Source organism: Streptomyces sp. NPDC005805 (assembly GCF_040630445.1).
Taxonomy (GTDB): Bacteria; Actinomycetota; Actinomycetes; order Streptomycetales; family Streptomycetaceae; genus Streptomyces.
Map to the genome: position 1 here is coordinate 1 of NZ_JBEXXN010000065.1, position 25,258 is coordinate 25,258.

The 25,258-nt window shown below is 74.1% G+C and carries 24 protein-coding genes and 1 pseudogene; 16 read left to right on the top strand and 9 right to left on the bottom strand.

From position 1 onward, the window contains the following. Window positions 1-211 precede the first annotated feature (211 nt). Window positions 212-1,438 (bottom strand): annotated as a pseudogene (locus ABZ457_RS26690) (AbfB domain-containing protein); the annotation flags it as partial. Between the two features lie 445 nt (window positions 1,439-1,883). On the opposite strand from ABZ457_RS26690, the gene ABZ457_RS26695 reads away from it, so the two are divergent. The 13 genes from ABZ457_RS26695 (at window position 1,884) to ABZ457_RS26755 (ending at window position 16,265) form a co-directional block, all read left to right on the top strand. Continuing rightward, on the top strand, window positions 1,884-2,969 hold the full coding sequence (locus tag ABZ457_RS26695; RefSeq protein WP_359162173.1) for an ABC transporter substrate-binding protein: 1,086 nt from the start codon (window positions 1,884-1,886) through the stop codon (window positions 2,967-2,969). A 203-nt stretch (window positions 2,970-3,172) separates the two neighbouring features. Further along, complete coding sequence (locus ABZ457_RS26700; RefSeq protein ID WP_359162175.1) at window positions 3,173-4,879, top strand: sugar ABC transporter ATP-binding protein; 1,707 nt, start codon at window positions 3,173-3,175, stop codon at window positions 4,877-4,879. Further along, a complete protein-coding gene (locus tag ABZ457_RS26705) occupies window positions 4,876-5,901 on the top strand; it encodes an ABC transporter permease (RefSeq protein WP_359162177.1) in 1,026 nt (341 codons plus the stop codon). Before ABZ457_RS26700 ends, ABZ457_RS26705 begins: the two co-directional genes overlap by 4 nt. Next, window positions 5,898-6,941 carry an ABC transporter permease gene (locus ABZ457_RS26710; RefSeq protein ID WP_359162179.1) on the top strand — a complete coding sequence of 348 codons (1,044 nt, stop codon included), beginning with the start codon at window positions 5,898-5,900 and terminating at the stop codon, window positions 6,939-6,941. Before ABZ457_RS26705 ends, ABZ457_RS26710 begins: the two co-directional genes overlap by 4 nt. A gap of 125 nt (window positions 6,942-7,066) precedes the next feature. Beyond that, window positions 7,067-8,095 carry a LacI family DNA-binding transcriptional regulator gene (locus ABZ457_RS26715; protein WP_359162181.1) on the top strand — a complete coding sequence of 343 codons (1,029 nt, stop codon included), beginning with the start codon at window positions 7,067-7,069 and terminating at the stop codon, window positions 8,093-8,095. Between the two features lie 84 nt (window positions 8,096-8,179). After that, complete coding sequence (locus tag ABZ457_RS26720; protein ID WP_359162184.1) at window positions 8,180-9,259, top strand: aldose epimerase family protein; 1,080 nt, start codon at window positions 8,180-8,182, stop codon at window positions 9,257-9,259. A 39-nt stretch (window positions 9,260-9,298) separates the two neighbouring features. Beyond that, on the top strand, window positions 9,299-10,621 hold the full coding sequence (locus ABZ457_RS26725; protein ID WP_359162187.1) for a hypothetical protein: 1,323 nt from the start codon (window positions 9,299-9,301) through the stop codon (window positions 10,619-10,621). Window positions 10,622-10,761: 140 nt separating this feature from the next. Beyond that, window positions 10,762-11,148 (top strand): VOC family protein, encoded by a 387-nt coding sequence (locus tag ABZ457_RS26730; RefSeq protein WP_359162189.1) that lies wholly within the window; start codon window positions 10,762-10,764, stop codon window positions 11,146-11,148. Next, window positions 11,145-11,780 carry a TetR/AcrR family transcriptional regulator gene (locus tag ABZ457_RS26735; RefSeq protein ID WP_359162192.1) on the top strand — a complete coding sequence of 212 codons (636 nt, stop codon included), beginning with the start codon at window positions 11,145-11,147 and terminating at the stop codon, window positions 11,778-11,780. Before ABZ457_RS26730 ends, ABZ457_RS26735 begins: the two co-directional genes overlap by 4 nt. Window positions 11,781-12,024: 244 nt before the next feature. Then, window positions 12,025-12,240: a hypothetical protein gene (locus ABZ457_RS26740; protein WP_359162195.1), complete on the top strand. Its 216-nt coding sequence runs from the start codon at window positions 12,025-12,027 to the stop codon at window positions 12,238-12,240. A 227-nt stretch (window positions 12,241-12,467) separates the two neighbouring features. Further along, the gene (locus ABZ457_RS26745; RefSeq protein ID WP_359162198.1) at window positions 12,468-14,747 is read left to right on the top strand and encodes an MMPL family transporter; all 2,280 of its coding nucleotides are present in this window, start codon (window positions 12,468-12,470) and stop codon (window positions 14,745-14,747) included. A gap of 85 nt (window positions 14,748-14,832) precedes the next feature. Further along, window positions 14,833-15,561 carry an SDR family oxidoreductase gene (locus ABZ457_RS26750; RefSeq protein WP_359162201.1) on the top strand — a complete coding sequence of 243 codons (729 nt, stop codon included), beginning with the start codon at window positions 14,833-14,835 and terminating at the stop codon, window positions 15,559-15,561. Between the two features lie 143 nt (window positions 15,562-15,704). Continuing rightward, entirely contained in the window at window positions 15,705-16,265 is a 561-nt protein-coding gene (locus tag ABZ457_RS26755) for a VanZ family protein (RefSeq protein WP_359162204.1), read from the top strand. A gap of 33 nt (window positions 16,266-16,298) precedes the next feature. On the opposite strand, the gene ABZ457_RS26760 is transcribed toward ABZ457_RS26755, so the two are convergent. Then, window positions 16,299-17,033 carry a class E sortase gene (locus ABZ457_RS26760; protein WP_359162207.1) on the bottom strand — a complete coding sequence of 245 codons (735 nt, stop codon included), beginning with the start codon at window positions 17,031-17,033 and terminating at the stop codon, window positions 16,299-16,301. Window positions 17,034-17,309: 276 nt separating this feature from the next. On the opposite strand from ABZ457_RS26760, the gene ABZ457_RS26765 reads away from it, so the two are divergent. Further along, on the top strand, window positions 17,310-17,870 hold the full coding sequence (locus ABZ457_RS26765; protein WP_359162210.1) for a CAP domain-containing protein: 561 nt from the start codon (window positions 17,310-17,312) through the stop codon (window positions 17,868-17,870). A gap of 29 nt (window positions 17,871-17,899) precedes the next feature. Here the strand turns inward: ABZ457_RS26765 and ABZ457_RS26770 are convergent, their stop codons facing one another. The 6 genes from ABZ457_RS26770 to ABZ457_RS26795 form a co-directional block, all read right to left on the bottom strand. Next, on the bottom strand, window positions 17,900-18,952 hold the full coding sequence (locus ABZ457_RS26770) for a serine hydrolase domain-containing protein (RefSeq protein WP_359162212.1): 1,053 nt from the start codon (window positions 18,950-18,952) through the stop codon (window positions 17,900-17,902). Next, entirely contained in the window at window positions 18,949-19,866 is a 918-nt protein-coding gene (locus ABZ457_RS26775) for a hypothetical protein (RefSeq protein ID WP_359162215.1), read from the bottom strand. The genes ABZ457_RS26770 and ABZ457_RS26775 overlap by 4 nt, the downstream gene beginning before the upstream one ends. Further along, on the bottom strand, window positions 19,863-20,840 hold the full coding sequence (locus ABZ457_RS26780) for a hypothetical protein (RefSeq protein ID WP_359162218.1): 978 nt from the start codon (window positions 20,838-20,840) through the stop codon (window positions 19,863-19,865). The genes ABZ457_RS26775 and ABZ457_RS26780 overlap by 4 nt, the downstream gene beginning before the upstream one ends. Further along, the gene (locus ABZ457_RS26785; protein WP_359162221.1) at window positions 20,837-21,553 is read right to left on the bottom strand and encodes a hypothetical protein; all 717 of its coding nucleotides are present in this window, start codon (window positions 21,551-21,553) and stop codon (window positions 20,837-20,839) included. Before ABZ457_RS26785 ends, ABZ457_RS26780 begins: the two co-directional genes overlap by 4 nt. 13 nt (window positions 21,554-21,566) lie before the next feature. Further along, complete coding sequence (locus ABZ457_RS26790; protein WP_359162224.1) at window positions 21,567-21,755, bottom strand: hypothetical protein; 189 nt, start codon at window positions 21,753-21,755, stop codon at window positions 21,567-21,569. Between the two features lie 529 nt (window positions 21,756-22,284). Next, complete coding sequence (locus ABZ457_RS26795) at window positions 22,285-22,722, bottom strand: ATP-binding protein (protein ID WP_359162227.1); 438 nt, start codon at window positions 22,720-22,722, stop codon at window positions 22,285-22,287. Between the two features lie 252 nt (window positions 22,723-22,974). On the opposite strand from ABZ457_RS26795, the gene ABZ457_RS26800 reads away from it, so the two are divergent. Then, entirely contained in the window at window positions 22,975-23,232 is a 258-nt protein-coding gene (locus tag ABZ457_RS26800) for a DUF397 domain-containing protein (RefSeq protein ID WP_359162230.1), read from the top strand. Window positions 23,233-23,324: 92 nt separating this feature from the next. Then, entirely contained in the window at window positions 23,325-24,230 is a 906-nt protein-coding gene (locus ABZ457_RS26805) for a helix-turn-helix transcriptional regulator (RefSeq protein WP_359162233.1), read from the top strand. Between the two features lie 135 nt (window positions 24,231-24,365). On the opposite strand, the gene ABZ457_RS26810 is transcribed toward ABZ457_RS26805, so the two are convergent. Then, complete coding sequence (locus tag ABZ457_RS26810) at window positions 24,366-25,178, bottom strand: SAM-dependent methyltransferase (RefSeq protein ID WP_359162236.1); 813 nt, start codon at window positions 25,176-25,178, stop codon at window positions 24,366-24,368. Window positions 25,179-25,258: the final 80 nt, after the last annotated feature.

Sequence of the window (25,258 nt, forward strand, 5' to 3'; positions counted from 1 at the left end):
TCCCGCCCCCGCCGGGGGCCGGGGGGGGGGCGGGGGGGGGCCGCGGGGGGGGGGGGGGGCGGTTTGGGGGGCGGGGGGCGCCGCGGGGCCGGCCCCGCCCCGCGGCCCCCCCGCCCGGCGCACGCCCCGGCCCCCCGGCCCCCGGCGCTCGGCCCCGGGGCACCGGACCCGGCCGGCGCGGCGGTGACGCGCCAACCGGGTCATCGGCCCGTCAGGGGGCCCAGGGCGCCTCCACCGCCCAGGTGGTGTCCTCGGTGAACAGGGCCGGGGCGTCCCAGGGGTTCGGCCCGCCCGGGGTGGCGAGCCACACCTCCGAGTCGATGTGGCGCAGGAAGCTCCCCGGCAGATTGGCGCTGGTCAGCCGGACGCCGCCGTCGCCCGGGACCGCGCACCAGGTGGCGTCCGCCCTGAACAGGGCCGAACCGTCGCCGGCCTCCCGGTGCACCCGGAAGTCCCGGTGCCGCAGGTACTCGCCGGGATGGTTACGGGACTCCAGCGAGTAGCAGTTCGGGTTGGCGAGCCCCGGCACGATCCGCCAGGTCGCGTCGTTCCTGAGCAGGGCCGGACTGCCCGCCGACACCGCCTCGGTGAAGGCCAGTCCGTCGTAGTGGCGCAGGTACTTGCCGGTGTGGCCGGGGGTGGTGACGCGCAGCGAGCGGTTCCCGGTGGGCAGGGCGGTGCGCGGGGTGCCGGACGCCCTGATCAGCGCCTCGTTCGCGGCCCGCACCCGGGCCGTGTCCACCTTCACCACCTGCCGGTCGTAGGTGAGCAGACCGTTCGCCTCGTTCTCCACGTCGGTGATCTCCGTGTAGACGGAGGCCGAGAGCCCGGCCGGGAGCTGGCCGATCCGGATCGCGTCGAGCAGACCGACGAAACGGTTGTCCAGGGCCGGAAGACTCGGCTGGTCCTCGTAGCTGAAGCCACCGCCCGGGTACCACTCGTGACCGGGGACGCGGTAGCCGAGACCGCCGAACTCGCCCAGTACGGCGGCCCGGGTGGCACTCGGCGGGGTGTTGCCCGGGCCCACATAGATGTGGTGGTCCACCACATCACCGTTCCCGCCGTCCACCGAACCGCAGCAGTTGACGCCGCTCATGTTGGTGACCAGCCGCGAGGGGTCCCAGCCCTTGACCACATCGGCGAGCCGCGCCTGGTCGTACTGGCCCCAGCCCTCGTTCTGGTTCACCCACATCACCACGGACGGTGAACTGCGGTGCTGGTCCACGATCGCCCGGTACTCCGCCTCCCACTGGGTGCGGGCGGCGGCGTCGGGGACCTTGCCCGTGTCCATGGACGGCATGTCCTGCCACACCAGCAGACCGAGCCGGTCCGCCCAGTAGAACCACCGCTGGGGCTCCACCTTGATGTGCTTGCGCACCATGTTGAAGCCGAGGTCCTTGTGGGCCTGGAGGTCGTACCGCAGGGCCGCGTCGGTGGGAACGACCCGGCGCGGGGGAGCGCGCCGGAGGGCGTCACAGGACGCCTGCGGGAGGTGCGGGAAGCCCGGAAGACGTGGTCCGGAAAGTGCTGTGCAACGTTGCAAAAGCGTTCCGGGCGTATGACAGCACGGGACCGCCGCGCCGGCAAGGGGGTGCGCCGCGGAAAGGCCGGGAGCGCTCTCACCTCCCGCCCGGCCGTTTTCCGAAAGCCCGCCGCAGCACCCTTGCCGCCGTGCCGCCCCGGCTATATAACGTTGTAAACCGAGCCGCCGAACAACCTCGTGCCCACCCTCGCGGCCTTGATTCCGCCCAGCTCACCGCTGGTTCGCGAGGGCCGGTCCGCCATGCGCCGACCCCATCCGGCCGCCGTCTCCGCACCACCTGCCCGACCGGCCGCGCACTCCCCGAGGCGCGCCGTCCCACCCGTCAAGGAGCGTCCCGCGCATGAACCTCCAGCGTCGACCCAGAACCCTCACCGCCGCCTGCGCCCTGGCCGCGGCCGCCGCGCTCACGCTCTCGGCCTGCGCCAAGTCCGAGACCACCGGCTCCTCGGGCAGCGAAAGCGGCCAGGGGGCCCAGGCGGCCAAGAGCCCCGAGGCGTCCTCCGGACCGGGCTGCTCGCTCACCAAGTACGGCGCACCGGAACTGGACCTGAAGAACGCGGTCGTCGGCTTCTCCCAGTCGGAGAAGGAGGCCAACCCGTTCCGTATCGCCGAGACGCAGTCCATCAAGGACGAGGCCGCCAGACTCGGGGTGAGGAAGCTCCTCACCACCAACGCCCAGTCGCAGCTGTCCAAGCAGATCAGCGACATCCAGGACATGCTGGCGCAGGGCGCCCAGTTCCTCATCGTCGCGCCGCTGAACTCGGACGGCCTCGAACCCGCCCTCCAGGCCGCCGCCGCGAAGAAGGTCCCCGTGCTCACCATCGACCGCAAGGTCAACGCGAGCGCCTGCGAGGACTATCTGGCCTTCCTCGGCTCCGACTTCGTGGAGCAGGGCAAGCGGGCCGCCGACGCGATGATCGAGGCGACCGGCGGCAAGGGCAAGGTGGCCATCCTCCTCGGCGCCTCCGGCAACAACGTCACCACCGACCGCACCAAGGGCTTCGTCGACCAGGTGAAGGCGAAGGCGCCCGGACTGGAGATCGTCGCCCAGCAGACCGGCGAGTTCGCCCGCGACAAGGGCCAGCAGGTCATGGAGCAGCTCATCCAGTCCAAGCCGGACATCAGCGCCGTGTACGCGGAGAACGACGAGATGGGCCTCGGTGCGATCACCGCGCTGAAGGCGGCCGGCAAGAAGCCCGGCAAGGACGTCAAGATCGTCTCCATCGACGGTACGCGCAACGCCGTCCAGGCCCTGGTCAACGGGGAGATGAACGCGGTCATCGAGTCCAACCCCCGCTTCGGCCCGCTCGCCTTCGCCACCGCGCAGAAGTTCTACGCCGGTGAGGAGATCCCGGAGAACGTGATCATCAGCGACCGCGAGTACGACGAGGCGAACGCGGAGGAGTCCCTCGGCGGGGCGTACTGACCCGGTGACCCCGGGGCCGCCGCCCACCCGTCGGGACGGCGGCCCCGGCCCACCGCGAACCCGGCCCACCGCGAACCCGGCCCACCACCCCGAACCCGCCCCCGCCCGTCACGGACCGACCGACCACCTGACCACCGACCACCTGACCACGGATCACCGGACCACGGATCACCGGACCACGGACCACCGGAAGGCACCGCCCCATGGCACCACCTGACACCGCCGCCGTCCCGGCGCCGCCGGGCACGTCCCGCGCCACGCCCGGCGCCCCCGTCCTGGAGGCCGTCGGCGTCGGCAAGAGCTTCCCCGGGGTCGTCGCCCTCGACGACGTCTCCTTCACCCTGCTCGCCGGTGAGACCCACGCCCTGGTGGGCGAGAACGGCGCGGGCAAGTCCACGCTCATCAAGGTGCTCACCGGAGTCCACCGCCCCGACGGCGGCGAACTCCGCCTCGCCGGCGCCCCGGTGCGCTTCGCCCGCCCCGCCGAGGCGCAGCGCGCCGGGGTATCGACGATCTACCAGGAGGTCAACCTCGTCCCCCTGATGAGCGTCGCCCGCAACATCTTCCTGGGCCGTGAACCGAAGAACCGCTTCGGTCTCATCGACTTCGCGCGGATGCACCGCGAGACCGCCCGCCTCCTCGACGGCTTCGGCGTCCGCGTCGACCCCCGGCGCCCCCTGGGCACCCTCGGCATCGGCGCCCAGCAGATGGTGGCCCTCGCCCGGGCCGTCTCCGTCGAGGCCCGGGTCGTGGTCATGGACGAGCCGACCTCCTCCCTCGAACCGCGCGAGGTGGAGACCCTGTTCCGGGTCATCGCCGAACTGCGCGGCCGGGGCATCGCCGTCCTCTACGTCAGTCACCGCATGGAGGAGCTGTACCGGATCTGCGACCGGGTCACCGTGCTGCGCGACGGCCGCCATGTCCACACCGGCGAACTGGCCGGCCTCGGCCGGATGGAACTCGTCTCCATGATGCTCGGCCGGGACATCGCCGAGGTCCGGCGCGACGGCGTCACCGGCTTCGGTACGGACGGCCACGACGCCGCCCGCACCCCCGTCCTCACCGCCCGGGGCCTGAGCAGGCGCCATCAACTCCACGACGTCTCCCTGGCACTCCACCCCGGCGAGGTCCTCGGCCTCGGCGGACTCCTCGGCTCCGGACGCAGCGAGACCGCCAAGGCCCTCGCCGGCGCCCTCGCCCTCGACTCCGGCGAGATCCGCGTCGCCGGGCGCACCCTGCGCCGGCACAGCCCGGCCGCCGCCATCCGCGCCGGGATCAGCCTGCTGCCCGAGGACCGCAAGGCGGAGGGCATCGTTCCCGGCCTCTCCGTCCGCGAGAACATCGTGCTCGCCGCGATGCCCCGCCTCTCCCGGGCCGGGGTCGTCTCCCGCACCCGCCAGGACCGGATCGTCGACATCTTCATGAAGCGCCTGCGGATCAAGGCGTCCGGCCCGGAGCAGAAGGTCGGCGAACTGTCCGGCGGCAACCAGCAGAAGGTCCTCCTCGCGCGCTGGCTCTGCCTGGAGCCCAAGGTCCTCCTCCTCGACGAGCCGACCCGGGGCATCGACGTCGGCGCCAAGGCGGAGGTCCAGGCGCTGATCGACGAACTCGCCCGGGAGGGGCTGGCGGTGCTCCTGATCTCCTCGGACATCGAGGAGCTGGTGGAGGGCGCCGACCGGATCGTGGTACTGCGCGGGGGAGCGGTCGCGGGCGAACTCGACGGCGAGCGCGTCGGCGAGAGCGAACTCCTGGAGATCCTCGCCGACCACGCCCCGCCCGCCGACCCCGCTCCGGAGACCACCCGGGACCCCGACCCGGCCCGGGCCGCCGACCCCGCCCCGGACCCCACGCCCGACCCGGCCCCCGCCCCCGTGCCCGATCCCGCGCCCGCCCAGGAGGACGCCCGATGACCGCCCCGGCCGCCGCCACGCCCGCACCGGCCACCTCCTCCCACGGGCCCCGCGGCCCCCGCGAGCCCCGTGGCGCGCGCGGCCCGCTCGCCCGGCTGCGCGACCCCGCCTGGTACCAGGCGTACGGCGTCTACGTCGCCGTCGCCGCCCTCGTCCTCTTCAACGCCCTTTTCACCGACCACTTCCTGACGGCCGACAACCTGCGCACCCAGCTCGTCCAGGTCGCGCCCGTCGTCATCGTCGCCCTCGGCATGGCCCTGGTCATCGGCACCGAGGGCGTGGACCTCTCCGTCGGCTCCACCATGGCGCTCGCCGCCGCCCTGCTGCCCCTCTACCTCGGCTACGGACTCGTCCCCGCCCTGCTGATCGCCCTCCTCGCGGGCGCGGTCGTCGGCGCGGTCAACGGGACCCTGGTCTCCGTGGTCGGACTCCAGCCCATCGTCGCCACCCTCGCCCTGTTCGTCGGCGGACGCGGCCTCGCGCTCGTCATGGCCGACGGGCAGCTCAAGCAGATCGTCAACCCCGACCTGCTGGCCCTCGGCACCGGGAGCCTCCTCGGCGTCCCCTACGTGGTCCTGATCGCCGCCCTCCTCGCGGGCACGGTCGCCTTCCTGGTCCGGCGCACCACCTTCGGCCGGCAGATCGTCGCCGTCGGCGGCAACCGCTCCGCCGCCGCCCTCGCCGGACTGCCCGTCAGACGGGTCCTCGTCGGCGTCTACGTCCTCTGCGGGGCCTTCGCCGCGCTCGCCGGAATCCTCGCCACCGCCCGGCTGACCGCCAGCGACCCGTCCTCGCTGGGCACCCTGATGGAACTCTCCGCCATCACCGCGGTCGTCGTCGGCGGCACCCCGCTCAGCGGCGGGTCCGTCCGGGTGCTCGGGACCGTCGCGGGCGCGCTGCTGATGCAGCTGCTGCGGGCCACCCTCGTCAAGCACGACCTGCCCGACTCCACCGCCCAGATCGCCCAGGCGGCCATCATCGTCGCCGCCGTCTACGTCGCCCGGGAGCGCCGGTCCCGATGAACCCCACCACCACCGCCCCCGTGCCCCCGAAGACCCCCGGAACCGGAACCGGAACCGCGGGCCCCGGCGGCGCCGACCCGGCCTCCGGCCGGGAGCGCCTCGCCGCCTTCGTCCAGCGCCAGGGCGTCCTCGCCGTCCTGCTCACCGTCGTCCTGGTCGCCTCCTTCGTCTACCCGTCGTTCGCCACCCTCGACAACGCCCGCGGGGTGACCGTCCAGGCGTCCTTCCTCGCGATCGTGGCGCTCGGCATGACCTTCGTGATCATCACGGGCGGGATCGACCTCTCCGTCGGCTCCGTGTTCGCCCTCGGCGGGGTCCTCGCCGCCTGGGGCTCGCAGTGGGGCATGCTGCCCGCGCTGCTGGTGCCGCTCGCCGTGTGCGGGGCGATCGGGCTGCTCAACGGGCTCCTCATCGGCCGCGCGGGCATGGCGCCCTTCATCGTCACCCTGGCGAGCCTGCTGGGCGCCCGCGGTCTGCTCCTCGCCCTCACCGACGAGGGCGCCACCACCCGTCTGGTGCCCAAGGACTCCGCGTTCGCGCAGCTCGGGCAGGGGAGCCTCGGGGGCTTCGGGTACCCGGTCCTGATCGCGCTGGTCCTGTTCGGCGCGGGCGGCCTCCTCCTCCAGCGCACCTCCTTCGGGCAGACCCTGTTCGCGGTCGGCGGCAGCCGGGACGCGGCCACCCTGATGGGCCTCCCCGTCGCCCGCACCACCGTCCTCGTCTACACCCTCAGCGGCCTGCTCGCCGGGTTCGCCGGCGCGCTGAACGCGGCACGCCTCTCCTCCGGCGTCACCATCGTCGGCGCCGGCATGGAACTGGACGCCATCGCCGCCGTCGTCATCGGAGGCACCCTCCTCATCGGCGGGGCGGGGTCGGTCGCGGGCACCCTGTGGGGCGTCCTGCTGCTCGCGGTCATCCAGAACCTGATCAACCAGATCGGGTCGCTGAACTCCTCCTACCAGTCGGTGGTCAGCGGCGGCTTCCTTATCGTGGTCGTCGTGGCGCAGCGCTACCTGGGACGGAGCCGCAGATCGACCTGACCCGGCCCCGGACCGGCCGGCCCCGCCGCGGCGCGCGGCGCCACAGGCGGCGGGCGGCCACCGCGTGGGCGACCACCGGGTGGGATGCCACCGCGTCGAGAACCGAGCGAGAACAAGGGAGTGCCGTGGGCGTCAGCCTCAAGGACGTGGCCAGACGGGCCGGCGTGTCCATCAAGACGGTGTCGAACGTCGTCAACAACTACCCGCACGTCACCCCGCAGATGCGGGCCAAGGTGCAGCAGGCCATCGACGAACTCGGCTACCGGCCCAATCTGACCGCCCGCCATCTGCGCAAGGGCCGCACCGGCATCATCGCCCTCGCCGTCCCCGAGTTCGGCAACCCCTACTTCGCCGAACTCGCCGGGGCCGTCGTCGACGCCGCCGCCCGCCACGACTACACCGTCCTCGTCGACCACACCGCCGGTGAGCGCGAGAAGGAACTCCTGGTCAGCCAGGGCTTCCGCGCCCAGGTCATCGACGGACTGATCCTCAGCCCCATCCACCTGGAGACCGAGGACCTCACCGCCCGCACCGGCACCGCCCCGCTGGTGCTGCTGGGGGAGCGGGAGTACGAGGCGCCCTACGACCACATCGCCATCGACAACGTCGCCGCCGCCCGCGAGGCCGTCCGCCACCTCATCGGCCTCGGCCACCGGCGGATCGCCTTCATCGGCTCCCGCACCGGACGCGAACGCCAGCCCGCCCATCTGCGGCTGCGCGGCTGGCGCGAGGAGCACGCGGCGGCCGGTCTGACGGCGGACGAGAAACTGGTCGTGGTCACCGACGGCTACGGCCGCCAGGACGGCGCCGCCGCGATGGCCGCCCTCCTCGACAGCGGGGAGCGCCCCGACGCCGTCTTCGCCTACAACGACCTCATCGCCATCGGCGCCATGCGCACCCTCACCGAACGCGGCCTCTCCGTCCCCGGGGACGTCGCCGTCGTCGGCTTCGACGACATCGAGGAGAGCCGCTACGGCGCGACCACCCTGACCACCGTCTCCCCGGACAAGGAGGCCATCGCCCGGCTCGCCGTCGACAGCCTCGTCGAACGCCTCACCGGCGACGAGACCCGCGCCCCGCGCCGCGAACGCCCCGGCTACCGGCTGATCGTGCGCGAGTCCACGGTGCCCGGCGGCCCCCGGCCCGGGCCCTGACCCGGCCGCCGCGCCCTCCCGCGTGCCCGTCCCACCCGGACCGGCACGCGGCCCCACCCCGCCCGCTCCAGGCAAGGACCCCGGATGCCCCGCCCCACCGTGCACCACGCCCCCTTCGGCACCTCACCGGACGGCGAGGACGTCGAGGTCTGGACCCTGGACCCCGGCACCGGCCCACGGGCCGAGATCCTCACCTACGGAGCGGTCCTGCACACGCTCGACGTCCCCGACACGCGCGGCGAACCGGGCGGGACCGTCCTCTCCCTGCCCGGCGTGCCGGAGTACGCCAAGGGCCCCTATCTGGGCGCCGTCGTCGGCCGCTACGCCAACCGGATCGCCGGCGGCCGGTTCACCCTCGACGGCACCGAGCACACCGTCCCCGCCAACAACGGCGAGAACGCTCTGCACGGCGGCCCCGAGGGCTTCCACACCAAGGTCTGGCAGGCCACCGCCGTCCCCGTCCCCGTCCCCGTCCCCGGGCACGCGGCCGTACGCCTGACCCTGCACAGCCCCGACGGCGACATGGGCTTCCCCGGCGCACTCGACGTCTCCGTCACCTACTCCCTCGGCCCGGACGGCACTCTCGCCGTCGACTTCACCGCCACCACCGACCGCGCCACCGTCGTCAACCTGACCAACCACGCCTACTTCGACCTCGGGACGGACGGCGACATCCTCGGCCACACCCTGCGCGCCGACGCCGACGCCTACCTCCCCGTCGGCGAGGACGGCATCCCCCTCGGCCCCGCCGCCGCCGTCCACGGCACCGCCTTCGACCTCACCGAACCCGTCCTGCTCGGCGAACGCCTCACCGCCCCCGACCTCCAACTCCGCCGCGCCGGCGGCTTCGACCACTGCCTCGTCCTGCGCCCGGAGCCCGGACTGCGCCGCGCGGCCGTCCTCCGCGCCCCGGGCGGCCTGCGCGAGATGGAGGTCTGGACGACCGAACCGGGCATCCAGGTCTACACGGCGAACCAGCTCGACGGCGCCTTCTGCGACCCCTCGGGCCGTCCGCTGCGCCGGTACGCCGGTATCTGCCTGGAGACCCAGCACCTGCCCGACTCGCCCAACCGGCCGGACTTCCCCAGCACCGTGGTCCGCCCCGGCACGCCGTGGCACAGCCGCACCGAGTTCCGCTTCACGCACCCGCGCCCCCGCCCCTGACCCACCGGTCCGTTCCCTCCCGTCCGATACGGTGCCGCTGTGGTGATCACAGGGGAGCACTCCGCAGGGGGCACGGCAGGCGGCACCGCCGGGAACGCGGCGCCGGGCACGGCGCTGCTGCTCACGGCGGCACCGGCGGGGCGGGCCCGGCTCATCGACGCGGCGTCCGTACTGCCCGCCCTCGCCGCCGTGCCCGGGGCCGTGATGGCCGGAGCGGGTACGGCCGGGACCGACCGCAGCGGGCAGGGGCCGGCGGCGACCGTCGTGGAACTCGCCGACCCCCTGGAACCCCAGGCCGTGCTCACCCGTATCCGCGCGGCGGCGGCCGCGCCCGGCCCGCTCGTCCTCTATCTGGCTGGGCAGCTCCACATGGACCGCAAGCAGCGCCTGCTGCACTTCGCCCTGGCCCGCACCACCCCCGCGACGGTCCGCTACACGGCACTGCCCTGGCACTGGCTGGCGGGCGAACTCGGACCCCGGCGGCCGGGCAGCACCACCGTGGTCGTGGACCTCGTCGCCGACGCGGACGCGTGGCCCGAACTGGCCGAGGGGCGGGCGGCGTTGGGGCCGTCGGTACGGCTGTACGGCAGCGCGGTCCGGGCCGCCGGGCGGCGCGCCCTCGCCGAACCCGCCTATCTCAAGGCCATGGCCGCGATCTGGCGCAGCGGCGCGCGCCCGCCGCTGGACGAACTCCACGAGCTGGCCGCCACGGCGAGCGCCCCCGAACAGCCCGCCGACCGCCTCCTGTTCGCGCCGACGCCCACTCCGACCCCCGCCCCCACGCCCTTCCCGACACCCGCCGCCGCCCCGGCCCCCGCATCCGCCTCCGAGGCCCCACCGGCACCGTCCGCCGAGCCCGAGCCCAAGCCCGAGCCCGCCCCCGACGCCCGGCCGGCCCCCGCCGGAAGCACCCCCGACGCCCGGCCGAGCGCCCCCGCCCCCGACCCCCACGCCGCGATCCTCGCCGCCGCCCTGGCCGGGCGGCACGGCGAGGCCGCCGCTGCCGCCGCCGTCCACGAGGGCGAGGCCCTGCGCACCCACGGCCCCGGCACCGCCGAAGCCCTGCACTGGCTGGAGGTACGCGCCGACCTCGCCCGCCTCGCCGGCGACCCCGCCGGCAGCTGCGCGCTCTGGGCGGAGGCGGCCGAGGCACGGCTGGGCCGGGGCGAGCCGCCCGGTGCCCCGGATGTCACCGGCGCCGTCGACCGCGCCCACCACCAGTGGGAGCAGGCGCGCGACAGCGCGGCGGCCCGCCGCCTCGCCCCGGCGCTCCTCCGGCTGCGCCGGCAGGTCCCCGGCCCGGACGGTGCCGCGCTGCTCCTGCTGCGCCGCCGCCTCGCGGCGCTCGACCCCGGGACCTGAGCCGCCCGGCCGCCGCCACGGCCCTCGCGAAGAACCCACCGCACAGGGCTGTCACCCGCCACCGCATCCCTGTTACGATCCGTTCCGGAACGAAACGTTAAACGGCACGTTCACCACGGCGGGTTCACCGGAGGGGCGTCATGCGGGTCAAGGACTTCGATCACCTCGTGCTCAACGTCGAGGACGTCGAGCGCGCACTGGACTTCTACTGCGGGCCGCTCGGCCTGGAGCCGGTCCGGGTGGAGGAATGGCGGGAGGGCGCCGTCCCCTTCCCGTCCGTGCGCATCAACTCCACCACCATCATCGACCTGTTCGCCCGCCCGCGCGGCCGGTCCAACGTCGACCACATCTGCCTCGTCGTCGACCCGCTGGACTGGCACGAGGTCGTGGCGTCCGGCCGGTTCGACGTACTGGAGGGCCCGGTGCCCCGCTTCGGCGCCCGCGGTGACGCGCAGTCCATCTACATACGCGACCCGGACGGCAACACCGTCGAGCTGCGCTACTACCCCCAGGACGCCGCGGCATGACCCCCGTGGCCACCGGCCGCCCGCGCGACCCGGCGATCGACGCGGCGGTCCTCGCCGCCACCCTCGGCGTCCTGCGCGACCAGGGGTACACGGGCTTCACCCTGGAGGCGGTGGCCGCCCGGGCCGGCACCACCAAGCCGACGATCCGCCGCCGCTGGCCCGTCCGCCAGGACCTGGTCGTCGACGCGCTCGCCTCGGTGCTCGTCACCCCGCCGGTCCCGGACAACGGCTGCACCCGCTGCGATCTGACCCAGAGCGTGCGCCTCCTCACCGAGGCGCTGCACGAGCGGCTGCCGCCCGGCGTCCTCGCTCCGCTGCTCGCGGACTGCGCCCGCGACTCCCGGCTGCACCGCCGCCTGGTGGAGACCGTGGTGCAGCCCAGTCGCCGGGCGGCGGCCACCGCCGTGCGCCGGGCGGTCGAACGCGGCGACCTGCACGCCGACACCGACCCGGACATGATCGTGGACCTGCTCGCATCCGCCGTCTACCAGCGGGCGTTGCTCGACCCGGACGCCGAAGTCCCCGTCCCCGCCCGCGCGTCGGTCGACCTGATCCTGCGCGGCGCGGCCGTCGACTTCGACCGCCTGGTACGCATCAGCCGCCTCCCCGCCGAGGAACGCCACCGCCACTGACCCCGGCCACGCCCGGCCCCGGCGTCGACTCCTGCCCGCAGCGAGCCAGTTCACCGGCGAGCCGGGCCCCGACGCCCACCCGCAGCCGCTCGGACCGGGCGAGGGCCGCCGGGGCGGTGGCGATCACGCCTCCGACAAGCCGTTTTCCCCTGACACTTACTGTCCGTGTTCAACCGACATGCGCCCAATGTCCGCCCGTGCAAGGCTGATCCCGCCCACACCAACCAGCTCGAAGGAGAGTCTGATGGGTATCAAGGACCAGTTCCAGGACAAGGCCGAGCAGCTCAAGAACGAGGCCCAGAAGCGCATGGGCGACGAGCGTGAGCCCGGCCGGCAGCCCCAGGAGCGCGGACGGCAGGAGCGCGGTCAGCAGGAGCGTGGCCAGCAGGAGCGCGGCCGTCAGGAGCGTGAGCCGCGCCAGCCGATGCTGGACGAGGAGCAGGGCCGCCACCGGAGCTGATCCGGGCGCCACGGAACACCGAGGGTGCGCACTCCCACGGGGTGCGCACCCTCCTCCGGGCCCGGCCGCGCCACCTCGCGGGCCCGGGCGTCACCCGTTTCTCCGCCCCGGCGTGCCCTCCCCCCGCCGCCCACGTTGAATGCAGGACATCTCCGTCCGCCCGTCCGGCACGCCCACGGGCCGACGCGCATCAGCCCCCGCGGGGGCTCGCACACACCGGGAGCCGTATGTCCGCGCAGGCGCCCCCCGCATCCGCCGCGCCCTCCGGCCGGGACCCGGCCCCCGGACGCAAGGGCCCGCTCCGCCGGCTCGGCGAATGGTGCGCGCGGCACGGCGTCGTCGTCCTGGTCCTCTGGGTCGCGGCGGTCGTCGGCGCCCAGGTCCTCGACCGCGCCTACGGCGGCGACTACTCGGACGACTTCGCCCTCCCCGGCACCCAGTCCCAGGAGGGCCTGGACGTCCTGAAGGCCCATGAGCCCTCCGCCGGCGGCTACAGCGCCCAGATCGTGCTGCACGACCCGAAGAGCTCGCTGACCGGGACCGCCGACCAGATGTCGACGACCGTCAGCGACCTGGAGAAGCTGCCGCACGTCCTCTCCGCCCAGAACCCGCTGCCCCCGCCGGGCAGCCCGCCCCCGTCCTCCTCGGCCACCGACGTCGGCCCCCTCTCGCAGGACGGGAAGACCGCCTACATCACGGTCCGCTTCGACGAGCAGCCCTCCACCCTCGGCGCCTCCTATCTGGACGGCGTCGACGACGCCGTCCAGCCCCTGCGCTCCGCGGGCGTCACCGTCGAATACGGCGGCTCCCTCGGCGAACTCGCCCGCCCGGAGGCCAACGACCGCACCAGCGAGGCCATCGGCTTCGGCGTCGCGATCCTGGTCCTCCTCGCCGGCTTCGGCAGCCTGATCGCCGCCGTGCTGCCCCTGGTGACCGCCCTGATCGCGGTCGTCGGCGGCCTCGGACTGCTGGGCCTCCTCGCCGCGGCCACCATCTTCGCCACCGTCTCACCCACCCTCGCCACCATGATCGGGATCGGCGTCGGCATCGACTACGCCCTCTTCCTGATCACCCGCCACCGCCAGAACCTGATGAACGGCCGGGACCCGCACACCGCCGCCGGACTCGCCGCCGCCTCCAGCGGCCACGCGGTCCTCGTCTCCGGCTGCACCGTCGTCATCGCCCTGTCCGGACTGTGGGTCTCCGGGATCTCGTTCATCGGCAAACTCGGCCTGGCCGCCGCCGTCACCGTGGTCACCGCCGTCCTCGGCGCCCTCACCCTGGTCCCCGCCCTGCTCGGCATCATCGGACGGCGCATCGACCGCTACCACGTCCGCAAACCCATCGCGGAGACCGACGCCGAACCCGGCGAGGAGGTCCAGGGCACCTGGCACCGGTACGCCCAGCGCGTGGAGCGGCGGCCCTGGTGGTTCCTGAGCGCGGGCGTCGCGGTCCTCGCGGTCCTCGCCATCCCTCTCTTCTCCATCCAGCTCGGCCACATCGGCGACGGCGCCGACCCCAAGTCGTTCACCGACCGGCGCGCCTACGACCTGATGTCCTCGGCCTTCGGCCCCGGCTCCAACGGACCCCTCACGCTCGTCGTCGACCAGAGCGACGTCCCCTCCTCCGACCGCTCCGCCCTCACCTCCCAGGTGCAGGACGCCCTCAAGGACGTCCCCGGCGCGAAGACCATCACCCCCCTCACCCCCACCTCCGACGGCGATGTCCTCATCGCCACCGCCTACTCCGACGCCGCGCCCCAGGACGAGACCACCACCCGCCTCGTCAACCACCTCACCGACGACGTCCTGCCGCAGGCGGTCTCCGGCACCGACGCGAGCACCTACGTCACCGGAACCACCGCCGCCCAGGTCGACTTCCTGGACATCGTCTCCTCCCGGCTCCCGCTGATCATCGCGGTCGTCGTCGGCCTCGCCTTCCTCGTCATCCTGATCGTCTTCCGTGGCCTGCTCGTCGCGGTGAAGGCCGCCGTCCTCAACGTCCTCTCGATCGCCGCCTCCTACGGCGTCGTCGTCGCCGTCTTCCAGTGGGGCTGGGGCGGCCCGGCGCTCGGCGTCTCCGGGGACGTGCCCATCGAGAGCTATGTGCCGATGATGATGTTCGCCATCGTCTTCGGCCTCAGCATGGACTACGAGATCTTCCTGCTCTCCCGGGTCCACGAGGCATGGGTACGCACCGGCGACGCCCGCGCCAGCGTCGCCCACGCCCTGGAGATCACCGCCCGGGTCATCACCTGCGCCGCCCTGATCATGGTCAGCGTCTTCGCCGCCTTCGTCCTCAGCGACAACATCGTGGTCAAGATGCTCGGCCTCGGCCTCGCCGCGAGCGTCCTCATCGACGCCACCGTCGTCCGCCTGCTCCTCGTCCCCGCCGCCATGACCCTGATGGGCCGGGCCGCCTGGTGGATGCCGAAATGGCTGGACCGCGTCCTGCCGCACGTCGACCCCGAGGGCGAGCAGACCGCCACCGGCCCCCGCCCGGGCTGACCTCCGCGCCGGAGCGGCCACGGGCCGCGCCTACACTCCGAGGCGCGCCACCCGATCACCGCACCCGGCCCCCGGAGAGACCCCCGTGTCCCAGCATCTGACCGTCGTCACCGGCGGCAGCCGCGGCATCGGTGCCGCGATCTGCGAACGCCTCGCCGCGGACGGCCATGACCTGGTCGTCGGCTACCGCAGCGACGAGGCGGCCGCCCGCGAGGTCACCGCCGCCGTCGAGGCCGCCGGCCGCCGCGCCCTCGCCGTGCCCGTCGACACCGCCGACGAGTCCTCCGTCGACCGCCTCTTCGACGAGGCCGCGCGCCTCGGCACCGTCACCGGACTCGTCAACAACGCCGGCGTCTCCGGCCCCAACGGCCGCCTCGCCGACGCCGACGCGGACGCCATGCGGCGCGTGCTGGAGGTCAACGTCCTCGGCTACCTCCTCTGCGCCCGGCGCGCCGTGCGGGAGATGACGGCGACCGGTGGCGGGGCGATCGTCAACATCTCCTCCGGCGCCGCCACCCTCGGCAGCCCCGGCGAGTACGTCCACTACGCGGCGACCAAGGCCGCCGTCGACACCCTCACCGTCGGCCTCGCCAAGGAGGTCGCCGCGGACGGCATCCGCGTCAACTGCGTGGCCCCCGGCACCATCTGGACCGACTTCCACGAGGATCCCGACCGCCCGGCGAGGATCGCCGCCCTGGTGCCCATGGGCCGGTCCGGGCAGCCGCACGAGGTCGCCGGGGCCGTGTCCTGGCTCCTCTCGGCGGACGCCTCCTACACCACGGGAGCCGTGCTGCGGGTCGCTGGCGGCATGTGAGTCCCCGCCCCGGCGCGCCCGCCCCCGGATGCCGGTGTGCGCCCCACGGGCCGAGGTATGCCCGCCACCACCGGGGGTAACCGCCTCCCTGCCGTGACCGCCGACCGGAACGACAGGAAGTGGGGGCCGTGATGCCGCGCAGAGTGAAGGACAGGACGGAAGGAAAGGACGCGGGCGCACCGCCACCCGCCGCGCCGGGAGCGCCCGCCGCGCCCTGGGCGCGGGGGATCGCCATGCTGTTCGCGTTCCTCGCGACCGTGGCGTTCAGCGTGGTGCTCGCCAAGCTGACGCTCGAACCGTCCGCCGCCTCCGAACCCCTGACCCACAACAACCTCGACCCGGGCTCCTCGATCCGCGCCTATCTGGAGAGCCCGGCCTTCCAGGACACCGTGAAGCAGCTCGGCGGGAACATCCTGCTGGGCGTGCCCTTCGGCGTCCTCCTGCCGGTGCTCGCGCCCGTCGCGCGCGGACTCCTGCGGGTCGTGCTGATCACCGCCGCCGTGATGGTGCTGGTGGAGCTGATCCAGGGCTCCCTGGTCACCGGCCGCGCCTTCGACATCGACGACGTCATCCTCAACACCACCGGCGCACTGCTCGGCTATCTGCTGCTGGGCCGCCGCCTCGGCCGGGCCGTCCACCCGCGCCGCAGGCACTGGTGGAACCGCCGCGGCGAGGCCGCGCGCAAGGAAGCGCCCACCGGCTGATTCCTTGCGGGGTGGGCGCGGTCGGCGGGGTGGTCAGCGGGTGGCGCGCAGCACGCCGATCTTGTCGATCCGGTGCTCCGGGTTGCCCCGGTCGTCGCGCCAGAAGTTGCCCGCCGCGTCGTCCTCCGGGGTGGCACAGGTCGAGATCGTGATCATCGCCCTGGTGGGCTTCGCGCCCGGCTCGCCCGGTACGGCGGCACGCTGCTCGGCGAGCGACCGCTCGGAGCGGAAGGACGTCTGCCGGGTCTCGGTGATCTCGTACTCGTACACCCGGCCGCCGAAGGCCACCCGCACCACATCGCCCTCGTCGAGCGCCGGCAGGTCGCGCAGCGGTCCGCCCGCGGAGAGCCGGTGCGCGGTGACCAGGTAGTTCCCGACCTCGCCGGGGCCCACTCCGCCCTCGGGGCCGTACGGGCTGGCGCCCAGGCCCCGGTTCTGGATCCGGGTGCCGGGCCAGTCGTCCGTCGTCCCCTCGTACGGCACGACCTCCAGGTCCTCCAGCCCGATCTCCGGTATCGACAGCCGCGCGGGCTCGGTCCGCGGGTCGGCGGCGGGCGGCGCGGGCGCTTCGGGCTGTACGGCGGCGGACGCGGTCGTGGCGGCGGAGCCGGAGGACGCGGGTGCCGTGGCTGCGGGGGACGCGGCCGGCGGGCGGTCGCCGCCGGACCCGTCACCGGCCGACGTGGTCGTCGCGGCGGTCGCGCAGCCGGCGAGGGCGAGCACGCAGACACCGGCCAGGGCCGCGGGGAGGGTGCGCAGAGCGTTCATGGCGTCGGACGGGGGCCGGGGACGGGGTCGGCACCCCGCGCCCGAAGGGATCCGGACGCATACCGCTCCCCGCGGGAGCACGGGGATCGATCAGGTGTTCCATCGTATCGGACATCCCGGACACCGGCCGGGCGCACGAGGAACCGGCCGGTGCGACCGCGTAGCGCAGACGGGGTTCCTCCCGCACTGCGGCCGCGCGTCCCCACCGCCCCGCGCGACCGTGCCGCCTACGGTGGCGGACGACCAGGCGCCCATCCGCCCGAGAGCGAGCCCCCCGTGCCGCACCCCCGGCCCACCCGCACCGTCGCCCTGTCGGCCGTCGCCCTGACCACCGCCCTCCTCCTCGCCGGCTGCGACGCAGCCCCGGCGGACACCCACGGCCCGCCGCCCGCCCCCGAACGCGCCCCTGTTCGCGTACCGGAGCGGGCCCCCGCCCCCGCTGCCGCCTCCGCCGCCGAGCAGGCCCGGCGGCTGGTCGATCTGGTCAACGCCCACCGCCGCACCGTCGGCTGCGGCCCCCTGCGCACCGACGAGCGGCTGCGGTCGGCGGCCCGCGCCCATGCCGACGACATGGCCGCCCACCGCTACTACGCCCACCGGGGCCCCGACGGCCGGGACGTCGGCGACCGGATCGGGGACGCCGGGTACACCTGGAGCCGGGCGGCCGAGAACATCCACCGCGGCCCGGCCGACGCGGCCGCCGTCGTCCGCGACTGGACCAGGAGCGAGGCCCACCGCAAGGTCGTCGAGGACTGCGCCCTCAAGGACACCGGCGCGGCCGTCTCGCCGGCCGCCGGCGGCCCCTGGTGGGTGCAGGACTTCGCCACGCCCCGCTGACGCGCCGCCCCTCCGCCGGGGCGGCCGGCTCACACCGGCGCCGGAGCGCCGGCCAGCAGCCCGTACGCCAGGGCCACGAAACCGTCCCGCATCCGGAAACGGCGCGTCGAGAGCGCCACCAGCGCCGTGCCGGTGTCGGGGCGCAGGCCCAGGAACGCCTGCTGCCCGCTGGTCGCCCCCGAGTGGAAGTACACCGGCCCCGCGTCCGTCGCGTGCCGGAACCAGGTCAGCGAGTGGACCTCCCGGCGGCCCGGGCCGCGCCGCAGCACCGGGCGGAGCACCGCGCGCAGCGCCCCCGCCGACGGATGCCCGTCCGGCCGCAGATGGGCCTCCAGATAGGTGAGCAGGTCGTCCGGGGTCGCGCGTACCGCCCCGGCGGCCGCGAAGCCCCCGGTGTCCAGCGGCGGCACCGGCCGGACCCCGTCCGACCGGTGGCCGCGCGCGTCGGTGTCCGGCCCGCCCGGGCTCAGAGCCGTGCCGTCCAGCCGCAGCGGACGCAGCACCTCACGCGCCACCAGCTCCTCCCACTCCGTCCCTGTGGCCTCGGCCAGCACATGGCCGAGCGCGGCGACACCGAAGTTGGAGTACCGCCACCGCGTCCCCGGCCGGTGCCGCGGCCGGGCCCGCAGAAACGACCCGACCAGGCGGTGTGCCGGATAGTCCGCGTAGGGGTTGGTGGACCAGCTCCGGGCCGCCCGCGGATAGAAGTCCGCCGGGAGCCGGGGCAGCCCGGAGGTGTGGGTGATCAGATGCGTGGGCGTGGGGGCCGCCCGGCCGACCCGCCCGGCGGGGTCCAGCCAGCGCGCCGCCGGCTCCGACCCCGACAGGCGCCCCGCCTCCACCAGGCGCGCGAGCACCAGCCCGGTGAACGTCTTGGACGCCGACCCGATCTCGTACCGCGCCCTTTCCCGGGGCACCGCCGGCCGCGGCCCGGTCCCGCCCGGGACCACCAGCCGGCGCCCGCCGTGGGAGAGCGCGAACACGACGTCCGGGGCGTCGACCGCCCCCACCGCGTCCGCCAGGGCCTGCCGCAGGGAGTCCTCGTCGAAGACGGCGGGGTCCGCCGTACCCGGCAGGCTCATGCGGCGGACAGCCGTTCCAGCGAGCGGCCGGTGGCGAGCACCGAGGCGAACGCTGCCACCAGGGTCGGGTGGTAGAGCTGGTCGAAGACCTCCCCGGCCTCGCCCCGCGGCTCCTGGTCGGACGCGGCGGGCACCGACCCGTCCGGAAGCTGGGCCGCCGCGAACCCCTCCCACACCCGCTCGTCGAGCACGGGCGAGGGCAGACAGGCGTCGACCACGAGGAGTTCGCCGAGCAGGTCCCAGCGCCCGAGGTCGAGCCAGTCGTCCAGCCATACGGGCAGCCACTCGGCGAGATACGCCGCGATGTCCCGGGGCAGCCCCTCGGGGCGCTCGCCCCAGTCGGTGAGATGGAAGACCGTGTGGGTGACGGCGTAGGCCGTGTGTCCCTCCACCGTCCACGGTTCGGGCCGCCGGCCGAGCCAGGTACGGGCCAGGGCCTCGGCCGGGTCCGCCGAGGGGGTCAGCCCGAACCGGCGCTCGAAGGCGCAGAGCCCCAGCCGCCGTACCGGGGTGACCTCCAGGGCCGCCCAGCTCCCCAGCCGGTGGTTGAGACGGACTGCGCCCTCCAGCTCCGGCTGGCTGTAGCCGAGTTCCTTGAACGGGAGATACACCTCGAACGGGACGGGGGAGGCCGGCTCGATCCGCTGACCGCGCACCAGCATCCGGCCGCCGTCCAGGGTCTCGCGCCAGGCGTGGTCGATGAGCGCCCGCGCCATGGCGGCCTGCCGCGACCCGGACACCCCCTCCCGGAACAGCACCTTGCAGATCAGGGCCAGCTCCCCGACGGGCTTGAAGCGCTCCAGGAAACCCGTCGCCGGGTCGGCGTCCGGCTCCAGCCGGAAGCCGTCCCGGTGCGTGTGCAGCCACTCGACGGCGCGCTGCCCGACCTCGTGCACCAGTCGTGTGGCCGTCACCGGGCCGCCTCCTTCAGCGCGGGCCCGTCGGCGCGGGCGAGTACGAGCGAGGCGGCGAAGGCCGCCATCAGGGTGGAGTGGTAGACACCGGCGAAGTCGCTGCGGACCGCCCGCCCGGCCCGCCCGGGACCGATCTCGGGCAGGGCCCCCGACGCGTCCTGCGCGGCGGCCAGTTCGGCGAAGACGGGCGCGACCAGAGCCGGGGCGGGTGGACGCGGCAGCACGGCGGCGACGGCGATCAGCTCGCAGGCGAGGTCCCACTGCTGATCCTCCAGACAGCCGTCGAGCCAGGCCGGCAGCCAGTTCTCCAGATGGTCCGCCAGGTCGTCCGGCACGGCGCCGGTGTCGTGGCCCCAGTCGGTGAGGTGGAACACCGTGTGGGTGAGGGCGTACCCGGTGGTGCGTTCGAAGGTCCAGGGCTCGGCGAGACCGCCCAGCCAGGTCCGCCGCAGCAGGGCCGAGGGGTCGTCCCGGGCGGGCAGACCACAGCGGCGCTCGGAGTTGAGGATCCCGAGGCGGCGGTTGGGCTGCTGCTCGGTCAGCCGCCAGCCACGGGTGCGGGCGAGGACGGCGGCGGCGTCCTCGTACCCGGGGTGCCGCAGACCCGCCGAGGCGAAGGCCGCGTAGATCTCCAGGGGGTACGTGGAGGCCGGCTCCAGCCGCTGGAGCTCCATGAGGAGCGCGCCGTCGCCGGTCGAGCGCCAGGCGAAGTCCATGAGTTCGCCCGCCCGTTGGTGGAGTTCGCCGCCGGGGTGCGAGCCGTGGAGCACGGTGACGCAGATCTGGGCGAGTTCGCCGAGCGGCTTCCAGGACCGGTTCACATCGCCGTCGGGGGCGAGGGCGTCCTCGCCGAGCCGGAAGCCGTCCCGGTTGCGGGCCACCCACTCCAGCGCGGCGACGGCGAGAGCATGTGCTGTGCCGCCATAGGGTGCGCCTCCATGTGGTGTGCCCCTATGCGGGCTGTCACCCGTCATGCCCGCTCCCGGTCCCGCAGCGCCCGCGCGGCCAGCAGATGGAGCTCCACCCGGGGGTCCCCGGCGCTCATCATCCGCACGAAGTCCAGACCGTCGTCCAGCCCGAGGGTGTCGGGCACCCCGCTGTGACCGGGCACGCCGTCCAGCAGGACCAGCCACCGTCCGGCGGCCGCCGCCTGGAGCCAGTCCCGCCGTCTGACGGCCCGTACGAAGCCGCGTGCCACATCGAGCGGACGGGCGGCCGCCACCCGGGACACCGCGCAGGCCGGGCCGGGCACGGCGAGCGCGCCCAGGACGGCCAGCTGGTGCGTGAGCTGCTGCCAGGGCGCTCCGTCGAGCCATCCGGCGTCCGGCTCCGCGTCACCGTACGGACCGACGGCGGCCGTCGGTCCGAGCGCGGCGAGGGTGCGCGTCATCGCCCAGTGGCTCCACCGTGTGGTCGGTGCCGCGTCGGGCGGGGGAGGAAAGCCGACGACGGCCTTCTCGAACGCGGCCAGGTCGTCGGGTGCGGCGGGCCGGCCCGCCAGGACGGCGGGCAGCATCGCGTCCGCGCCCAGTACCCGAGTGGCCGCCAGGGTCAGATCCTCGTCCTCGGACCCACCGGACGCCGTGCGGAACGCCACGATGTGGTCCCCGCTCCTGAGAGCGGAGACCACATGTGAAGCGAGTTCCCGCACCGCCTCCGTCAGGGGGGACGTGCCGGGCTGCTCCATTCCGTGACTCCCGTCAGCCCTTCTTCGGGCGCGGGGTCGGGGGCGAGAGAAGCAGTGCGCCGCCTCCCGCGATGAGCGCGAGCTGAGCGCACTCGCGCGAGTCGCGGTAGAAGCCCTCGACTTCTGCCGGGTTGAGTGCTGCTTCCAGGTCGGTGTCCAGGCCCTTGGTGCTCGGCTGGGTCACAGGCTTGGTTGAAGACATGCCACAGTCCCCTTTTCGGGAGAGATGAGCAGATGCAGTACCAGTGGAACGCACACTCACAACTGTCGCAAACCGCATCGAATCGGGCGGGTGTCGTGCAAAGTTCAATCTCCCGGGGGCAATTGGCGCGGGCCCGGAGTACCGCCGGGGCGGGCCGACCGCCAAGGGGGGCTCGAAAGAGGGGTGTTGAGCGTCCGGGGCGGGGTCGTCAGGGGCTGGACCCGGCTGTGGGGAGGCCGGCGCGCCCCCGGCCACTGTCAGAGGTACAGCCCGATGAAAGCCACCCGGTCAAACCCCGGCGCCCCCGTCACGGCCGTGCCCGGGCTGCTGCGCGCTCCGGCGTGCGGGGGCGTACACCGGCGTATGCGGGCAATTCTGCGCGCGCCCCCGAGGAAGGCGGGCGCCACCCCCGTGGGCGCACGCCCGGTCCCGCGCCCGCCCGGTCCCGCGCCCGCCCGGTCCCGCGCCCGCCCGGTCCCGCGCCCGCCCGGTCCCGCGCCCGCCCGGTCCCGCGCCCGTTCGACCCGGCTCAGCGGGCGGGCGTCAGGAACGGCAGGGACGCCCACACCGTCTTGCCGTACGGCGCGGTCGGACACCAGGACCACGCGTCGCTGAGCGCCCCGATCAGGGCGAGACCGCGGCCGCCCGTGGCCGATGTCCCGGCGGCGCGCGGCCGGGGCGGTTCGGGGCTCGGGTCGGAGACGGCGCACACCACATGGTCCGAGTGCCGGAACAGGCCCAGCCACACGGGATAGTCGTCGCCCCCGTACGACGGCGCCGGGCCGAGCGCGTGCCGTACCGCGTTGGTGACCAGCTCGGTGACGAGCAATTGCATGTCGCCCGCGAGCGCCGGCAGCGACCAGCCGTCCAGGGTCACCGCCACGAACCGCCGGGCCTGCCCCGCGTTGCGCGGATCGCCGTCGAGCCCGCACGCGGCGAAGCCTCCGGCCGTGTGCGCGGCGTCCACACCGCACCCCGGACCATGGGCGCAGAGCGAACCCGGCCCCGCCGAGGGCGATTTCGCGCCCGATCCGGCATGCCGAATCGTCTCCCCTCGCACGGTGCCCCCGCTCTGGCGGTTCGGCAGATGAATCGTCACGGGTCATGTCTCCCTGCAGGAATCGCTGTTCGACAGCCGGCGCAGGACGAGTATTGTCGAGTCGTGTCCCATGATGCAATTGCATCTGGGATTGCACCGGGGGATCGTCGGAACTGGCTTATGAGGGACGAGGGGCTGATGTGCGTGGAGTTCGTCAACGGAATGCCGGCCGGAGCGCTCACCGGCACGACGTGGATCAAGAGCAGTCACAGCAACGCCACCGGGAACTGTGTGGAGCTCGCGGCGCTGCCGGACGGCCGGATAGCCGTCCGCAACTCCCGTGACCCGCAGGGGCCGGCGCTGGTGTATACGCGGGAGGAGGTCGCCGCGTTCGTCGCCGGGGCGCGCGACGGCGACTTCGACACGATGGTTGGCTGAATCCATACCCTGCGGGGAGCCGCCGCCCCTTGGTGCGGCGGGGCCTGTGCTGGGATACTGGCGCCTTCTCTGAGTCTCCGCAGGAGTGTGCGATGACCGCCGCCGATCCGAGCCCGTCGTTGTTCGTTCGGCCGCTGGGTGCGGTCGAGGGCAACCCGACCGCCCTGAAGCTCATCCTGGGCGGAAAGCTGCGCGAACTGCGCGTGGCCGCCGGGCTCGACCCCGCCGACGTGGACGGCAAGCTCGGCTTCTCCCGGTCGAAGACCAGCCGCATCGAACTGGGCCGCCACGGCTGCAAGCCCTCCGACGCCCTCGCCCTGCTGGACCTCTACGGCGTGAGCGACGAGGAGCAGGCCGCCGAGTTCATGCGGCTGGTCGACGCGTCCCGCCGGCCCGACTGGTGGCGCTCGTTCAACGACGTCCTGTCCGACTTCTTCACGCCGCTGGTCGCCCTCGAAGGCGCCGCGGCCACCATCCGTACCTATGAGCCGTTCTACATCCCCGGGCTCCTCCAGATCCCGGCGTACACCCGCGCGGTGATCCAGTCCGGGCCGGGACGGCTGCTGCCGCACGACGTCCAGCGGCGGGTCGAGCTGCGCCAGGAGCGGCAGCGGCACCTCGACCAGCCGGACGCGCCGCGGCTGTGGGCCGTCGTGGACGAGTCGGTGCTGATGCGCTCCGTCGGCGGGACGCAGGTGATGCGCGAGCAGCTGGAGCATCTGCTCGCCATGATGCGCCGGGCCCGGGTCACCCTCCAGATCGCACCCCTGGACGTGACCGCGGCCGTCGGGGTCGGCACCGGCGTCAGCTATCTGCGCTTCGCGCTCGGCGACCTCAAGGACGCCGTGTACATCGAGCACCTGACGGACAGTACGTTCACGCAGAAACCGTCCACCGTCGAGCAGTACCGCGACGTGCTCGACCGCCTCGGCGCCTGCGCGCTCACCCCGAAGGAGTCGCAGGAGCTGCTGCGCGAGCGGCTCGCAGCCCTCGGCTGAGCGCTCCCGGCCGGCGGCCGAGCGCCGCCCCGGCGCACCGCACGGGCAACGGCCCGGTGGCCGCGTGACGCGGTGTCCACCGGGCCGTGATCCGGGCCTGGACGGGCCTTGTTCGCCGGCGTCGCCGGGTGGGGCTCAGGGCAGGCGGGCGACGCCGCCCCACTCGATCCACTCGTCCGTCTGCTGCACCGGCGCGAGGTCGTTGTCCGGACGCCAGGTCGAGACCTCCACCAGCCCCGGCTCCAGGATCTCCAGCCCGTCGAAGAAGCGTGTCACCTCGTGCTCCTCGCGGACCCGTCCCCAGTTGCCGCCGGTCGCCTGGGCCATGAAGTCCGTGACGAAGGAGCGGATCTCGGGGCGGTCGCTGACCAGCTGACAGACCACCAGGAAGCTGCCGGGCGCCAGCCGTTCGGCGACCCGGCGCACCAGGGCCCCGGGATCGGACTCGTCCGGGATGCAGTGCATCACCGAGACGAACAGGGCCCCGACCGGCTGGTCGAAGTCGATGAGACGCTTGGTCTCCTCGTGGCCGAAGATGCCGTCGGTGTCCCGCATGTCCGCCTGGATGACGGTGGTGCGGTCGTTCTCGTCGAGCAGCGCGCGGCCGTGGGCGAGGACGATGGGGTCGTTGTCCACGTAGACCACGCGCGACTCCGGGTCGACCGCCTGGGCCACCTGGTGCACATTGTCCTGGGTGGGCAGACCGGAACCGTGGTCGATGAACTGGCGTATCCCGTACTCGGTCGCCAGCAGGCGCACCACGCGCCGCAGGAAACCCCGGTTGTTGAGGGCGAGGACCTTGGTGCTCGGGACCTGCTTCAGCAGCTCCTCACAAGCCTCCCGGTCCGACTGGTAGTTGTCGTCGCCCCCCAGGAAGTAGTCGTACATGCGTGCCACGCTGGGCACCTTGGTGTCGATGGCGTCCGGGCGCCACGACTCGCGTCCCATCCAGTCCTCACCCGCGTCCGTGAAATTTCAGTAGCAGTGGGTGACACATGCTAGGGAGCGGGGGAACGCCGGTACAGATG

Bases quoted from the DNA above. Each gene is read 5' to 3' on its own strand.
- ABZ457_RS26695 (WP_359162173.1), top strand. From the start codon at position 1,884: ATGAACCTCCAGCGTCGACCCAGAACCCTCACCGCCGCCTGCGCCCTG.
- ABZ457_RS26700 (WP_359162175.1), top strand. From the start codon at position 3,173: ATGGCACCACCTGACACCGCCGCCGTCCCGGCGCCGCCGGGCACGTCC.
- ABZ457_RS26705 (WP_359162177.1), top strand. From the start codon at position 4,876: ATGACCGCCCCGGCCGCCGCCACGCCCGCACCGGCCACCTCCTCCCAC.
- ABZ457_RS26710 (WP_359162179.1), top strand. From the start codon at position 5,898: ATGAACCCCACCACCACCGCCCCCGTGCCCCCGAAGACCCCCGGAACC.
- ABZ457_RS26720 (WP_359162184.1), top strand. From the start codon at position 8,180: ATGCCCCGCCCCACCGTGCACCACGCCCCCTTCGGCACCTCACCGGAC.
- ABZ457_RS26730 (WP_359162189.1), top strand. From the start codon at position 10,762: ATGCGGGTCAAGGACTTCGATCACCTCGTGCTCAACGTCGAGGACGTC.
- ABZ457_RS26735 (WP_359162192.1), top strand. From the start codon at position 11,145: ATGACCCCCGTGGCCACCGGCCGCCCGCGCGACCCGGCGATCGACGCG.
- ABZ457_RS26740 (WP_359162195.1), top strand. From the start codon at position 12,025: ATGGGTATCAAGGACCAGTTCCAGGACAAGGCCGAGCAGCTCAAGAAC.
- ABZ457_RS26745 (WP_359162198.1), top strand. From the start codon at position 12,468: ATGTCCGCGCAGGCGCCCCCCGCATCCGCCGCGCCCTCCGGCCGGGAC.
- ABZ457_RS26760 (WP_359162207.1), bottom strand. From the start codon at position 17,033: ATGAACGCTCTGCGCACCCTCCCCGCGGCCCTGGCCGGTGTCTGCGTG.
- ABZ457_RS26770 (WP_359162212.1), bottom strand. From the start codon at position 18,952: ATGAGCCTGCCGGGTACGGCGGACCCCGCCGTCTTCGACGAGGACTCC.
- ABZ457_RS26780 (WP_359162218.1), bottom strand. From the start codon at position 20,840: ATGACGGGTGACAGCCCGCATAGGGGCACACCACATGGAGGCGCACCC.
- ABZ457_RS26785 (WP_359162221.1), bottom strand. From the start codon at position 21,553: ATGGAGCAGCCCGGCACGTCCCCCCTGACGGAGGCGGTGCGGGAACTC.
- ABZ457_RS26790 (WP_359162224.1), bottom strand. From the start codon at position 21,755: ATGTCTTCAACCAAGCCTGTGACCCAGCCGAGCACCAAGGGCCTGGAC.
- ABZ457_RS26800 (WP_359162230.1), top strand. From the start codon at position 22,975: ATGAGGGACGAGGGGCTGATGTGCGTGGAGTTCGTCAACGGAATGCCG.
- ABZ457_RS26805 (WP_359162233.1), top strand. From the start codon at position 23,325: ATGACCGCCGCCGATCCGAGCCCGTCGTTGTTCGTTCGGCCGCTGGGT.
- ABZ457_RS26810 (WP_359162236.1), bottom strand. From the start codon at position 25,178: ATGGGACGCGAGTCGTGGCGCCCGGACGCCATCGACACCAAGGTGCCC.